Below are 14,598 nucleotides of genomic sequence, written 5' to 3'. Positions count from 1 at the left end.
GGAATTTGGAATTTGAATTTTGAAATTTTATTACAATTATGGAAAACACAAAAGAAATGAGAACCTGGTTAGATGATTTAAACTTAAATCATCCATTAGTAATTGCAGGTCCATGTAGTGCAGAAACTGAAGAGCAAGTATTAAAAATTGCTCACGAATTGAAAGATACAGATGTAAGTTATTTTAGAGCTGGTATCTGGAAACCAAGAACTAGACCAGGAAATTTTGAAGGTGTTGGCGCTTTAGGTTTAAAATGGTTACAAAAAGTTAAGGCTGAAACAGGTATGAAGGTTTGTACAGAGGTTGCTAATGCGGCTCACGTAAAACTAGCTTTAGAACACGATATAGATATGTTATGGATTGGAGCACGTTCTACAGTATCTCCTTTTATCATGCAAGAAATTGCAGATGCTTTACAAGGTACAGATAAGCCTGTGTTAGTAAAAAACCCTGTTAATCCAGATTTAGCGTTGTGGTTAGGTGGTATCGAGAGAATTTATAGTTCTGGTGTTAAAAACATTGGTGCTATTCATAGGGGTTTCTCTACGTATGCTAAAACTAAATACCGTAATACTCCAGAATGGCAATTGGCTATCGAGTTTCAAAATAAATACCCAGACATTCCATTAATTAACGATCCATCTCATATTACAGGAAAAAGAGATATGATTCATGAGGTTTCTCAAGAAGCTTTAGATTTAAATTTTGATGGGTTAATGATTGAAACACATTACGATCCAGAAAATGCATGGAGTGATGCTGCACAACAAGTTACACCATCTACTTTAATCCAAATTATGAAAGATTTAAAAATCAGAAAAGAATCTAACGAAGAGGAAGAATATAATAAGACTTTAAATAACTTAAGAGCTCAGATTGATGTGGTTGACAATCAAATCATCGAATTATTAGGAAAGCGTATGAAGTCTTCTGATGGTATTGGAGCACTTAAAAAGCAGAAAAATGTTGCTGTATTACAATCTAAACGATGGAACGAGATTTTAGGAAAAATGGTTTTAGAAGGAGAGCAACATGGTTTAAGCGAAGAGTTTATTTTAAGAATGTTTAAAGCGGTTCACCAAGAATCTATTAATCATCAAGAAAAAGTAATTAACGGATAGTATTCGAATTAGGATAAAAAAAAGCCTCGCAATTGCGAGGCTTTTTTATTTTTTTAATATTTCCGTTTAATCGTTTTTTGTATAAGCTAACCTTCTTGAAGCTTTTCGCATTAAAATGTTTATTAAGTCTTCTGGGGAGCTTCCAATGCTTCCTCTTACTTTTTTATTGTAATTCCATAGTAATACGCCGTCTTTAGCATTATGTACACTCATGTTTACAATAGCATTATTAGTGCTTCCCCAAAAGCCTACTAATACTCCAAGTGCTACTGATGCACCTTCAGACATTGGTTTGTTGGTTTCAAATTCGCCAGTTATAACCGCATCTACTTCAAGAATTTTTGCAAGTTCTTGAGGTGTGTAATCTGTTACATTATCATAATCAATATCATTTCTTTTTAATAAAGCTGTGGTGGTTTTTGGATCTTGAACTTCTAAGGATGTTAATTTTCCACGTTTTTTTCTTTTTAAAAACCACGAATACATGGCAGATTGAATACCTTCACCTTCTGATTTTTCAAGCCTATGAAGTTGTTCACTACTCATGTCTTTCATTTGTTTAGGTCTAAGTTTTACTTGAGTTTTAAAAGGTACTACGGCAATTATTTTATGCGTTTTTGCTATCTCGTCAAACTCAGGGTTTTCATAAAGATTAGTTTGTGCTTTTGCATTTGTAATTGCTGTTAAAAGTAGAATTGAGAATAAAATTTTTTTCATGTTGTTGATTTTTGAAATTTTATATGATTAAAAAGCTAATATAAAGATTCCCTTACGTTAAAATGGCGTTTTAATTTAAAAAAATGCTTAAGCTTTTGTTTTATTATAGACAGTTTACGACCTCAAAGGTTGCATTCACTCATTAGTACTTTTTATAATTTCGTGTTTAGTTTAGGTTTGAAGCATAAACCAAAATATGCAAATCATGAAACGAACTACTACAATTTTATTTTTTTTAGTACCAATTATTACGTTTTCACAAACTATTTTTAAAGGAACTGTTGCAGATGAGTTTGGTCCACTTGATGGCGCTAATATTACCATTAAGAATACTAGAATAGGCACCGTATCTGACAGTAATGGAAACTATGAAATTGAAACTAAAAAAACAGATACACTTTTAATTACCTATTTAGGTTATGATACTGATTCCGTAATAGTTTCGGATAAAAAATCTAATTCTATCGTTTTAAGTGGTAATGTTCTTTTAGATGAAGTGAATTTAGTGGCTTATTCAAGCCATTATTGTAGAACCCTTTGTTGTGGCGTGCACGGTGTAGTAGTTAAGAGTTGTAACTTGAATTCTAGTATAATCACAGAAAAGCTATACCCAAACCCGTCAAAAAACGGAATCTTTCAACTCAATTTATTAAATGATTACAACAAAGTTAAAGTTCATGTTTCAAATATATCAGGTAAATTAATCAAAATAGAAGAGCGGCAAATGGCGCTAAAAAATATAGAGATAGACCTGAGTAACTATCCAGCAGGAATTTATATAATAAATATTATAGCCGATGGAAAACGATTATCCCCTAAAAAAGCAATTAGAGGTTAATGTAAATCAATTTAAAAATTGTTATTTTGTAGTATAATCTAATGAATGACAGGACACGTTTATAAATCTACAGGAAGTTGGTATACGGTAAAAACCGATTTAGGCCAAACTTACGAATGCCGTATTAAAGGAAAATTCAGAATTAAAGGCATAAAAAGTACCAACCCAATTGCGGTTGGTGATGTTGTAGATTTTGAATTAGAAACAGATAATAATACTGAAACGGGCGTGATTCATAACATTCATGATAGAACGAATTATATAGTAAGAAAATCTGTAAACCTATCGAAGCAAACCCATATTATTGCGGCTAATTTAGATCAGGTTTTCCTGATGATTACCATAAATAACCCGCCAACACTTACCAGTTTTATTGACCGATTTTTAGTAACAGCAGAAGCGTATTCAATTAAAACCGTTTTATTATTTAATAAGGTTGACACCTATGATGAAGAGACTTTAAACGAGGTTCGTTTTTTAGCGCATATTTATAGAGAAATAGGATACGAATGTATTGGTGTTTCTGCAAAAACAGGAAAAAATGTAGATAAAGTTAAGGCCTTAATGCACGGTAAAACAAGCATGTTTTCTGGGCATTCTGGAGTTGGAAAGTCTACGCTTGTAAATGCTATAGAGCCTGCGTTGAATATTAAAACTAAAGAGATATCAACCTTATATAGCCAAGGACAGCACACCACGACGTTTGCCGAAATGTTCGATTTAAGTTTTGATGCAAAAATTATAGATACACCAGGAATAAAAGGTTTTGGCGTTGTTGATATGGATAAAGAAGAAGTTGGTGACTATTTTCCTGAAATATTCAAATTAAAACAAGACTGCAAATTTAATAATTGCCTGCATTTAAAAGAACCAAAATGCGCTGTTAAAGCTGCATTAGACAATGATGAGATTGCATACTCGCGTTATAGAAGTTACATGCAAATTCTAGAAGGAGAAGATGAACACTATCGAACAGATACTTGGGAATAAAAAGCCCCAACTAAATTTTCCCTAAAAGCTGAAGGCTAAAAAAAAAGAATTTATTTCTAGATAAAAAAGTAAAATTTAAAAAAGTATTTATCACCCGAAACAGTTCCCTCTCCATCGGAGAGAGTTAGGGCGAGGCCATTATGAAAGCAGTCATCCAAAGAGTATCAAATGCAAGTGTAACTATTGAAGGTGAAAAAGTAGCGTCAATAGAAAACGGACTGTTAATACTTTTAGGTATTGTAGATGAAGATTCTCAAGAAGACATTAATTGGCTTTCAAACAAAACTGTGAATCTTAGAATTTTTGGAGATGAAAACGGTGTGATGAATAGGTCTTTAAAAGATACAAAAGGGGATGTTATTGTGGTAAGCCAATTCACTTTACATGCCTTAACCAAAAAAGGAAACCGACCCAGTTATATTAAAGCCGCAAAACCAGATATCGCTATTCCGCTTTATGAAAATTTCGTTAAACTACTTGAAATAGATCTAGGTAAGCCTATACAAACAGGACAATTTGGAGCAGATATGAAAGTTGAATTACTAAACGATGGCCCGGTAACAATTATTATAGATAGTAAAAATAAAGAATAGAGATTTCGATATTTGGTCAGGCATTTACTCCATTAAGAATTTTTCAGTATTAATCTTCAAATTAATATCTTTTCCCTTTGGAGAACAAAAATGCTTTTTAGCGAATTTAATTACATCGTATTAGTGTGTTTTATTATTTTTAGTGTAAGATTTTAATTAAAAACTACAGTAGTTTTTAATTGGAAAATGACTTTTCTCATATAAATGATAGTTTCAATAAGCTATTTTTATTCATTCAACGAGACAACTAAACCTAAAGCATGAATATAAAGTACATTTTAAGTTTTTTTTTTCTATTAATAATATCAAACACTTACCCTCAAGATAATTTACTTACAAGTTTCACTATTTCAGATAATCTTAGTCAAAATGCAAATGCTGTAATACGGTCTAATAATGTTCATGTTGACTTATTGTCTTCTAGTCAAATGTCTGTAACGATAAAAAGGATTGTAACTGTTTTAAATAAAGAAGGTGATGATGTTATTAATGCTTATATACACTACGACAATAATGTTAGGGTAAAAAATTTAGAAGTTTTAGTTTATAACAACTTGGGCGCTCAAATCAAGAAAATTAAGAAGAATGATTTTAAAGATATTAGCGCTGTTGATGGCGTTTCATTATATTCAGACTCCAGAGTAAAATACCTAGAGTATACTCCAATTAATTACCCTTATACCATAGAATATACTTGCGAAACGTTAAGTAGTAATACCGCATTTATTCAGTCTTTTATACCTTTTGATGATTATTTTGTAAGTGTTGAAAATAGTTCTTATCAACTTAATTTCCCTAGTGAATTGACCATAAGAACAAAAGAAAAGAACTTTGGTGGTTTCGAGTTAATAAAAAAAGAAACTATTGGAAGCATTAGCTATAAAGTAGAAAATATCCCTGCTGTAAAACCAGAAAAATATGCGCCAGCATTTTTTGATATGGCGCCTAAGGTACTCGTAGCATCAAAACAATTTACTTTGGAAGGGGTTCATTCTGAAGTAGAAAATTGGGACGATTTTGCAAAATGGATGTATCATGATTTAATTAAAGACACCCATGATTTATCAGAAAGTACCATTGCCATGATTCAAAATTTGGTAAAAGATGAACCAGATGATATGGCAAAGGCAAAAAAAGTATATCAATTTGTTCAGGATAAAGTAAGATATATAAGCGTGCAAGTTGGTATTGGCGGTTGGAAACCTTTTAATGCTTCAGAAGTTGATAGATTAGGGTATGGCGATTGTAAAGCACTTACAAATTATACGATGGCACTTTTACAAGCTGTTGGAATAAAATCTAATTATACAGTTGTTTACGCAGGAAAATCTCAAAGAAATTTTGAAACCGATTTTGCTGCAATGATGGGAAATCATGCGATTCTTAATATACCTGTAGAAGGAGATGATATTTGGTTAGAATGCACAAGCCAAAAACTGCCTTTTGGTTTTATTGGCGATTTTACTGATGATAGAGATGTGCTAGTAATTACTCCAGAAGGAGGGAAAATTAAACACACCAAAAAATATAAAGTGGAAGATAATAGTCAATCCATTAAAGGATATTATAGTGTTTCGAATGAGGGTACGCTTAATGCTGATGCACTTATGAATTCAAAAGGCATTCAATACGATGACAAATATTGGTTAGAAACCGAGCCTGAAAGAGATTTAGATAAACATTACAAAAACCGTTGGCGTTATGTTAATGGTCTTTCAATAAGCAGTATGGATATAAAAAACAATAAAACAGATTCAGAATTTATTGAGCATATCCAATTTAATGCAGCTAATTATACCAAAAAAATTGGAGATAGAATGTTGCTCACAATAAATGCTTTAAATAGAAATACGCATGTGCCAGATCGTTACAGAAATAGAAAGTTTCCTCTTAAAATAAAACGAGGATTTAAAGATGTTGATGAATATGAAATTGAACTGCCTTCAGAATATAAAGTTGAATCATTACCTAAAAATGCAACAATAGAAAATAAGTTTGGGAGTTACAATACTGAAATTAGAGTAAAAGATGAAAACACACTTGTTTATAAACGGGAGTTTATAATTAACGACGGCGAGTTTCCTAAAGAAGATTATTCCAGTTTTAGAAGTTTTTACAAAGAAGTAACCAAACTAGATAATACAAAAATAGCATTAATTAAAAAATAGCATCAATGAGAAATACAGTATTAATAATGAGCTTATGTTTTTCACTTACAGCATTATCTCAAGATTTTAAATTTGGTAAAATTTCTAAAGAGGAATTAAAAGAAACAGTATGTTCAATCGATTCATCAGCTAATGCTGCTTACCTATATAAATTTAGAAAAACTTATGATGAATATAGAAAAGATGATGGTTTTGAGTTAATAACAGAGGTGCATGAGCGCTTAAAAATATATAACCAAGAAGGATTTAATTATGCTACTAAACGATTAAGACTTTATAAAGGTAGTACGGGGAGTCAAGAAAAAATTTCAACATTAAAGGCTTATACGTATAACTTAGAAAACGGTAAAATAGTTGAAGTGAAATTAAATAAGAGTGACATATTCAAGTCTGAAGCCAACAAGTATACCAATGAAGTTAAATTTACAATGCCTAATATAAAACAAGGCACCATTATAGAATATAAGTATAAAATAAACTCACCTTTTTGGTCCAATGTAGATGAGTTTGTTTTTCAGCATACTATACCTATAAAAAAACTAGAGGCAAGTTTTGAAGTGCCCGAGTATTACACCTTTAAATTAAGTACTAAAGGCTTTTTAAGCATAGTTCCCACAATAGAATATAGTCAAGGTGTTATTTCATTTACCAATAAAACAAGATCTACTATAAAAGGAAATAATACTGGGTTAACAGCAGCAACAATTAGTACTTCAGAAGTGAAATTTAATAAACAAATTAGTAAATACAATTTAGAAAACATTCCAGCGCTTAAAGACGAACCTTATGTTAATAATATAAATAATTATAGGTCATCAGCTAAATATGAACTCTCATATACCCAATTTCCAGACTCATATCCAAAAACTTACTCTACCTCATGGCAAGCTGTTGTTGACAGGATCTACAAAAGTGAAAGGTTTGGGGGCGAATTAGAGAAAGCAGCTTATTTTAAGAAAGATATTGATGCTTTAGTTAATACTATTTCAGATCCTGCAGAAAAAATGGAATTGATATTTAATTTTGTAAAGTCGCAAGTTAAATGGAATGGCTATTATGGTTTTTACGCGGATAGTGTTAAAAAGGCCTTTAAAGACCATGTTGGTAATAGTGGCGATATTAATTTAATGCTAACGGCTATGTTAAGATATGCTGGTATAAATTCAAACCCCGTTTTGGTGAGTACAAGAACTCATGGAATACCCTTGTTTCCAACTAGAGAGGGGTATAATTATGTAGTTGCTTCGGTGAAATTGCCAGATAATTCGGTAGTATTGTTGGATGCTACAAGTGAATACGCAGCACCAAATGTTTTGCCTTTTAGAGCTTTAAATTGGCAAGGTAGACTTGTGGCTGAAAATGGTAGTTCAGAGCTAATAGATTTATATCCTAAGACTAAGTCTAATAATTCAATTACCATGATGGTAAAAGTTAATGCAGAAGGGGTTTTGGACGGCAGTATTAGAAGTGTTAAAACCAAACATAAGGCATTGTTATTTAGAAAAAAATATAACGCTACTGATAAAGATGATTTTATAGAGAAACTAGAGAATAATTATAATGGAATTGAGATTACTGATTACCAAGTAAAAAACGAGTCAAATTTATCTAAACCTATATCAGAATCGTATAGTTTTGAAAAAGATAATCAAGCTGATATTATAGGTGATAAAATATACTTTTCACCTTTGTTCTTCTATAAAACTACCGAAAACCCATTTAAATTAGAAAAAAGAGAATTCCCAGTAGATTTTGGTTACCCGTCTTTAACATCATACAGAATCAATTTAAAAATTCCAGAAGGCTATAAAATCGAGAGTATTCCAGAATCTGCCGCAATAGCATTACCAGATAATTTAGGCGCGTTTCATTACAAAGTGGTTGGTCAGGGTAATACCATCCAAATATCCATTAAAACACAAATTAATCAATCTATTATATCACCTATTTATTATGATGCTTTAAAAACGTATTTTAGTCAACTCGTAGAAAAAGAAGCAGAACAAATAGTTATAACAAAAGGATAATGGATATTCAAAACGCACAAAAAGAAGTAGATAACTGGATTAAAGAACATGGTGTTCGTTATTTTAATGAGCTTACCAATATGGCACAGCTTACTGAAGAAGTAGGAGAAGTGGCAAGAATTATAGCAAGGCGTTACGGCGAGCAAAGCGAAAAAGAAAGTGATAAAGGCAAAGACCTAGGTGAAGAACTTGCCGATGTTATGTTTGTTGTGTTATGTTTAGCAAACCAAACCGGAGTCGATTTACAAAGTGCATTTAATAAAAGAATGGATAAGAAAGGAAAACGAGACCACGATAGGCATCATAATAACGAAAAATTAAAATAACAATTTTGAAAGGTTTGTGTAGAGTGTTTAAGTGGTACCCAGAAAAAACACTAAAATTCTTAGCATTAATCTCGATTATCGAGTAAATTCGCGACTTCTTTAAATTAGAAATTTAAGAACATGCACTTTACACTTCAAAAATCAAATATAGCCAAGCAATCTTTAGTACAAATAACGGGTTCAAAAAGCGAATCTAACAGACTGTTATTGTTACAAGCCTTGTTTCCTGAGTTTAAATTAGAAAATGTTTCAAATTCCGATGACAGTAATTTAATGACAAATGCATTAAGTACGCAATCAGAAGTTGTAGATATTCATCACGCAGGTACAGCAATGCGTTTTTTAACGGCGTATTTTTCAATAAAAGAAGGTAGAGAAACCATTTTAACAGGCTCAAAACGCATGAAAGAACGCCCAATCAAAATTTTGGTTGAAGCGTTACAAGAATTAGGTGCTGAGATTAGTTATGAAGAGAATGAAGGGTTTCCTCCAATAAAAATTAAAGGGTCTAAGCTTACTAAAAATAAAGTGTCTTTAAAAGCCAATGTTAGTAGCCAGTATATTTCGGCACTATTGCTTATCGCTTCAAAATTAGAAAATGGCATCGAATTAACCTTAGAAGGAGAAATTACATCGGTTCCTTACATAAACATGACATTAAGTTTACTGGACGAAATAGGCGTAGAATCTTCTTTTATTGGTAACACTATTACCGTAAAACCAAAAACAGAAAGTTCAAAACCTAAAACATTAACGGTAGAGTCAGATTGGTCTTCTGCATCATATTATTTCAGTATTGCAGCTTTAAGTGAAGTCGGTACAGAAATAACTTTGTCTTCATATAAAGAAAACTCGCTTCAAGGCGATTCAGCTTTAGTAGGCATATATAAACACTTTGGAGTATCTACAGTTTTTAATCAAAACGCGTTAACTCTAAAAAAAGAAACTTCAAATACAGAACCTTTAACATTAGATTTAAAAAACGCGCCAGACATTGCCCAAACCATTGCAGTAACATGTTTTGCATTAGGTATGCCTTGCGATTTAACAGGTTTGCATACACTTAAAATTAAAGAGACCGATAGATTAGTAGCTTTAAAAACCGAAATCGAAAAATTAGGAGGCGAAGTAAAAATTACAGACAAATCATTACATCTTTCAGCATCAAAAGATATTAAGTCGATGGTGCCAATTGCAACGTATAACGATCATAGAATGGCAATGGCATTTGCTCCATTAGCATTAAAAACAGCAATTATTATAGAAGATGCTATGGTGGTTTCTAAATCATATCCAACCTTTTGGGACGACTTAGAATCCATTGGTTTCCAAATAACTAAATAATAAACAGTCATTTACTTGACAACCCCTATGTTGAGATTGTATATTTGCAACTTTCGCATAAAAATAAATTAAAACTAACATATGAAATTATCACACTTCGGTTTCGAATTACCAGAAGAACGTCTAGCAGAATATCCTGCTGAAAATAGAGACGAATCTCGTCTAATGGTACTTAATAGAAAAGAGCAAACCATCGAACATAAAATGTTTAAGGATGTTATTGACTATTTTGATGAAGATGATGTATTAGTATTAAACAATACAAAAGTATTTCCTGCAAGGCTTTATGGTAATAAAGAAAAAACAGGAGCAAGAATAGAAGTGTTTTTATTAAGAGAATTAAACGAAGAGCAACGTCTTTGGGATGTATTAGTAGATCCAGCACGTAAAATAAGAATTGGAAACAAATTATATTTTGGTGAAGACGAATCTTTAGTTGCAGAAGTTATAGATAACACAACATCAAGAGGGCGTACACTACGTTTTTTATATGATGGGTCTTATAGAGAATTCCGTATAAAATTAAGCGAACTAGGTCAAACGCCACTTCCAAAATACATAAAAAGAGATGTAGAGCCAGAAGATGAAGCGCGTTACCAAACCATTTTTGCAAAAAACGAAGGCGCAGTAGCAGCTCCAACAGCAGGACTTCACTTTTCAAGACACTTGTTAAAGCGTTTAGAAATTAAAGGTGTAAACTTTGCAGAGGTGACTTTACACGTTGGTTTAGGAACTTTTAACCCAGTAGAGGTAGAAGATTTATCGAAGCATAAAATGGATAGCGAAGAGCTTACAATCGAAGCAGAAGCGGTTAAAATTGTAAACAGAGGTCTTAAAGAAAAACGTCGTATTTGTGCCGTAGGTACAACTGCGGTTCGTGCTATAGAAAGTGCTGTGTCTACAAGTGGGCAGTTAAACGAGTACGATGGTTGGACAAACAAATTCATTTTTCCTCCATACGAGTTTAGCATACCAAATGCTATGATTACTAACTTCCACACACCAAAATCAACATTGTTAATGATGGTTTCAGCATTCGCAGGTCACGATTTTATAAAACGTGCTTACGACGAGGCAATCAAAGAAGGGTATAACTTCTATAGTTATGGAGATGCCATGTTAATCATATAATTACAGTAAAACCGAAATAATAAGAGCCTCTTTTTTTAAGGGGCTTTTTTTTGTGTTGAATTTTATTTGGGCATTCCCCAAGGGTCGGGCTTTAGTTCGTTGGTTTATATTTTAAATTAATGAACTCATGAATATAAATATTTCACTACTCGCTTCCTCCTGCGTCGGCGAGCTCAAACATGCCGTTCAATCCCTAATGCAATGCGTAACTTCAATTCAAATTCTTAATATCAATCGAAATAATCCCTCCCGTTTTTTTAAGGGCAGGTGCCGATAGGCGGAGGGTTTTTTCCTTATTTTTGCAAAACTTATGGCGAACAATAAAAAAGACATACGCGCATTAACCAAAGAGCAACTTAGAGAATTCTTTGTAGAAAACGGCGATAAAGCCTTTCGAGGTAATCAAGTTTACGAATGGTTATGGCAAAAAGCGGCATATAGTTTCGAGGATATGACGAACGTTTCGAAAGAAACCCGCCAAATGCTTGAAAACAACTTTGTAATAAACCACATTAAGGTCGATCAGATGCAACGCAGTAGCGATGGCACCATAAAAAATGCCGTACGCCTGCATGACGATTTAATTGTAGAATCTGTTTTAATACCAACAAAAACCAGAACAACAGCCTGTGTGTCTAGTCAGGTTGGTTGTAGTTTAGACTGTAAGTTTTGTGCAACTGCGCGTCTAAAACGTATGCGTAACCTTAATCCAGACGAAATTTACGACCAAGTTGTCGCTATCGATAACGAAAGCAGATTGTATCATAGCAGACCTTTAAGTAATATTGTATTTATGGGTATGGGAGAACCACTCATGAATTATAATAACGTTATTAAGGCCATAGATAAAATAACATCGCCAGAAGGCTTAGGCATGTCACCTAAGCGTATTGTAGTATCAACATCTGGTGTGCCAAAAATGATTAAAAAAATGGCTGACGATGATGTTAAATTCAAGTTGGCAGTATCATTACATTCTGCAATAGATGAGGTAAGAACATCCATAATGCCGTTTAACGCAACCTTTCCGCTTAACGATTTAAGAGAAGCTTTGCAATATTGGTATGCCAAAACAAAAAACAGAATTACTTATGAGTATGTCGTTTGGGACGGCATAAACGACAAAAGAAAAGATGTGGATGCTTTAGTTGAGTTTTGCAAATTCGCACCAAGCAAAGTAAATATTATAGAATATAATCCTATAGACGATGGTGAGTTTCAGCAAGCACAATCTAAAGCCATAGATATGTATGTGCAAGTGTTAGAAAAAAATAATATTACGGTAACTGTAAGACGAAGCAGAGGTAAAGATATTGATGCAGCCTGCGGACAATTAGCCAATAAAAGTTAAAAAATTATATACTAAGACTTATATTTGAAATTCTTTAAACCAACTTATTGAAAGTAGTAGAACAAATAAAACAACCCATTGCCTATGAAATGGAGCTTTTCGAACAAAAGTTCCAACTTTCTATGTCTAGTAAAGTGGCGCTGTTAAATAGAATTACGCATTACATTGTTAACCGAAAAGGAAAGCAAATGCGACCTATGTTCGTGTTTTTGGTGGCTAAAATGGTGGATAATGGTGAGGTTAACGAGCGTACCTATAGAGGGGCATCTGTTATAGAATTGATTCACACCGCTACATTGGTGCATGATGATGTGGTTGATGATAGTAATAGAAGACGTGGGTTCTTTTCAGTAAATGCACTTTGGAAAAACAAAATAGCCGTATTAATTGGCGATTTCCTACTTTCAAAAGGGTTGTTGTTATCTATTGATAATAACGATTTCGATTTACTAAAAATCATATCAATCGCAGTTCGCGAAATGAGCGAAGGCGAATTACTGCAAATTGAAAAAGCCAGAAAATTAGATATTACAGAAGCTATTTATTATGAAATTATTCGCCAAAAAACAGCAACGTTAATTGCGGCTTGTTGTAGTTTGGGAGCAGCATCAGTAAAACCACAATCTGATCACGTGGAAACCATGCGCAAGTTTGGAGAATTAATTGGCATGGCTTTTCAAATTAAAGATGATTTGTTTGATTATGGTGATACACAAATAGGAAAACCAACAGGTATTGACATTAAAGAGCAAAAAATGACTTTGCCCTTAATTTATGTGTTAAACCAAGCATCAAAAAAAGAAAAAAAATGGCTAATTAATTCCATTAAAAATCATAATAAAGATGCTAAAAGAGTTAAAGAGGTTATAGCATTTGTAAAAAACAATGGAGGCTTAGATTATGCAATCACTAAAATGAAAGCATTTCAAGAAGAAGCGCTTCAATTACTTAAAACATACCCAGATTCTCAATATAAAAATTCGCTAGAACTTATGGTGAATTACGTGATTGACAGGAAAAAGTAACTATTGTTGCTGTTGCTGTTGTTGCTGCCCCTGTTCCTGTCTTAATTCTAAACTACGTTTATAGCTATTATTGGTTTTAGACGTTACTGTATTAACATCTGTTGTGTCAATAATTTCGGTTTTAGAAGTTTTAACTTCAACACTTACTTCCATTTCTGCTTCAACATTGCCTTTATAAACCCCTTTCACAGGAGAGCAATCGCTATAATATCTACCAACGGCTAATCTTACATGGTTTTCATTTGCTATAGCATTATTGGTAGGATCAATTCCTAGCCAGCCATAAAATGGAATATAGGCTTCAACCCAAGCATGAGTAGCGCCACCACCACGAACAATAGTGTCATTAGGGCAAATGTAACCACTTACATATCGCGCTGGTACACCAAGCATTTTCACCATTTTTAATAACACATTAGTAAAATCTTGGCATACACCTGCCTTTAATTTCCAGGTGTCTTCTAAAGGTGTATTTACATTAGATATTCCAGATTTATACTCAAAATTATCATGTACATACTCACAGAGTTCAAGTATTGCTTTAAAGGGCGATTTGGTTTTAAGCATTTTATCTAAAATAATAGCTTTAATATCTTCAGCTCCGCTAAAAGGCTTGTGTTTTGTAAAATCAATAAATTCAATAGTGTTTTGTATGCGTTTTAATTCTTGCCATTGAGAAGCTACATCTGCACTATCATCAGGAAATATTCTTTCAGTAGTAGTAACTTCAATCTCAGATATTATATTTAATTCTTTATGTGGTTCGGTTACCATAAAGGTGCCAACTCGATTATTAAAGAAGTCAATAAATGTTTCTATAAATGGGTTGTTAGTAATAGATATTAAATGTGATGTTACTTTTTGGTAATCATCATTTATAGGGTGCAGTCTTATAAGTGTAGCGCCATCAATAACGTTACTGTTATAACTGTATTTTGTAATATGTTTAATATAAAATGTGGCCATG

At 32.7% G+C, this 14,598-nt stretch carries 13 protein-coding genes; 11 read left to right on the top strand and 2 right to left on the bottom strand.

Annotated elements, in window-relative coordinates:
* The first annotated feature begins 38 nt into the window (after positions 1–38).
* On the top strand, positions 39–1,121 hold the full coding sequence (locus SJY43_RS01785) for a chorismate mutase (RefSeq protein ID WP_396602137.1): 1,083 nt from the start codon (positions 39–41) through the stop codon (positions 1,119–1,121).
* Between the two features lie 66 nt (positions 1,122–1,187).
* Here SJY43_RS01785 and SJY43_RS01780 read toward each other — a convergent pair whose 3' ends face one another.
* The gene (locus SJY43_RS01780; protein WP_396602136.1) at positions 1,188–1,838 is read right to left on the bottom strand and encodes a hypothetical protein; all 651 of its coding nucleotides are present in this window, start codon (positions 1,836–1,838) and stop codon (positions 1,188–1,190) included.
* A 205-nt stretch (positions 1,839–2,043) separates the two neighbouring features.
* On the opposite strand from SJY43_RS01780, the gene SJY43_RS01775 reads away from it, so the two are divergent.
* The 10 genes from SJY43_RS01775 to SJY43_RS01730 all read left to right on the top strand — a co-directional run bounded on the left by SJY43_RS01775 (position 2,044) and on the right by SJY43_RS01730 (position 13,631).
* On the top strand, positions 2,044–2,676 hold the full coding sequence (locus SJY43_RS01775; protein WP_396602135.1) for a carboxypeptidase-like regulatory domain-containing protein: 633 nt from the start codon (positions 2,044–2,046) through the stop codon (positions 2,674–2,676).
* 45 nt (positions 2,677–2,721) lie between these two features.
* Positions 2,722–3,666: a ribosome small subunit-dependent GTPase A gene (gene rsgA, locus SJY43_RS01770; RefSeq protein ID WP_396602134.1), complete on the top strand. Its 945-nt coding sequence runs from the start codon at positions 2,722–2,724 to the stop codon at positions 3,664–3,666.
* A 140-nt stretch (positions 3,667–3,806) separates the two neighbouring features.
* Positions 3,807–4,259, top strand: a complete 453-nt coding sequence (gene dtd / locus SJY43_RS01765; RefSeq protein ID WP_396602133.1) for a D-aminoacyl-tRNA deacylase — start codon at positions 3,807–3,809, stop codon at positions 4,257–4,259.
* Positions 4,260–4,519: 260 nt separating this feature from the next.
* Positions 4,520–6,427, top strand: coding sequence for a DUF3857 domain-containing protein (locus SJY43_RS01760; protein WP_396602132.1), 1,908 nt, complete (start codon positions 4,520–4,522; stop codon positions 6,425–6,427).
* Between the two features lie 5 nt (positions 6,428–6,432).
* Complete coding sequence (locus tag SJY43_RS01755) at positions 6,433–8,454, top strand: DUF3857 domain-containing protein (protein ID WP_396602131.1); 2,022 nt, start codon at positions 6,433–6,435, stop codon at positions 8,452–8,454.
* On the top strand, positions 8,454–8,780 hold the full coding sequence (locus tag SJY43_RS01750) for a nucleotide pyrophosphohydrolase (protein ID WP_396602130.1): 327 nt from the start codon (positions 8,454–8,456) through the stop codon (positions 8,778–8,780). Before SJY43_RS01755 ends, SJY43_RS01750 begins: the two co-directional genes overlap by 1 nt.
* 120 nt (positions 8,781–8,900) lie before the next feature.
* Positions 8,901–10,124, top strand: coding sequence for a 3-phosphoshikimate 1-carboxyvinyltransferase (locus tag SJY43_RS01745; RefSeq protein WP_396602129.1), 1,224 nt, complete (start codon positions 8,901–8,903; stop codon positions 10,122–10,124).
* An 81-nt stretch (positions 10,125–10,205) separates the two neighbouring features.
* Positions 10,206–11,255: a tRNA preQ1(34) S-adenosylmethionine ribosyltransferase-isomerase QueA gene (gene queA / locus SJY43_RS01740; RefSeq protein WP_396602128.1), complete on the top strand. Its 1,050-nt coding sequence runs from the start codon at positions 10,206–10,208 to the stop codon at positions 11,253–11,255.
* A gap of 310 nt (positions 11,256–11,565) precedes the next feature.
* The gene (gene rlmN, locus SJY43_RS01735) at positions 11,566–12,606 is read left to right on the top strand and encodes a 23S rRNA (adenine(2503)-C(2))-methyltransferase RlmN (RefSeq protein WP_396602127.1); all 1,041 of its coding nucleotides are present in this window, start codon (positions 11,566–11,568) and stop codon (positions 12,604–12,606) included.
* 47 nt (positions 12,607–12,653) lie between these two features.
* On the top strand, positions 12,654–13,631 hold the full coding sequence (locus SJY43_RS01730; protein WP_396602126.1) for a polyprenyl synthetase family protein: 978 nt from the start codon (positions 12,654–12,656) through the stop codon (positions 13,629–13,631).
* On the opposite strand, the gene SJY43_RS01725 is transcribed toward SJY43_RS01730, so the two are convergent.
* The gene (locus tag SJY43_RS01725; protein WP_396602125.1) at positions 13,632–14,597 is read right to left on the bottom strand and encodes a transglutaminase domain-containing protein; all 966 of its coding nucleotides are present in this window, start codon (positions 14,595–14,597) and stop codon (positions 13,632–13,634) included. It abuts the gene before it with no gap.
* Between the last annotated feature and the right edge of the window lies 1 nt (position 14,598).

Origin of the sequence: Algibacter sp. R77976 (assembly GCF_044594645.1) — a bacterium.
Taxonomy (GTDB): domain Bacteria; phylum Bacteroidota; class Bacteroidia; order Flavobacteriales; family Flavobacteriaceae; genus Algibacter_B.
The sequence above is the reverse complement of the archived record's forward strand: the minus strand, read 5'-3'. Positions and strand labels throughout refer to the sequence as shown.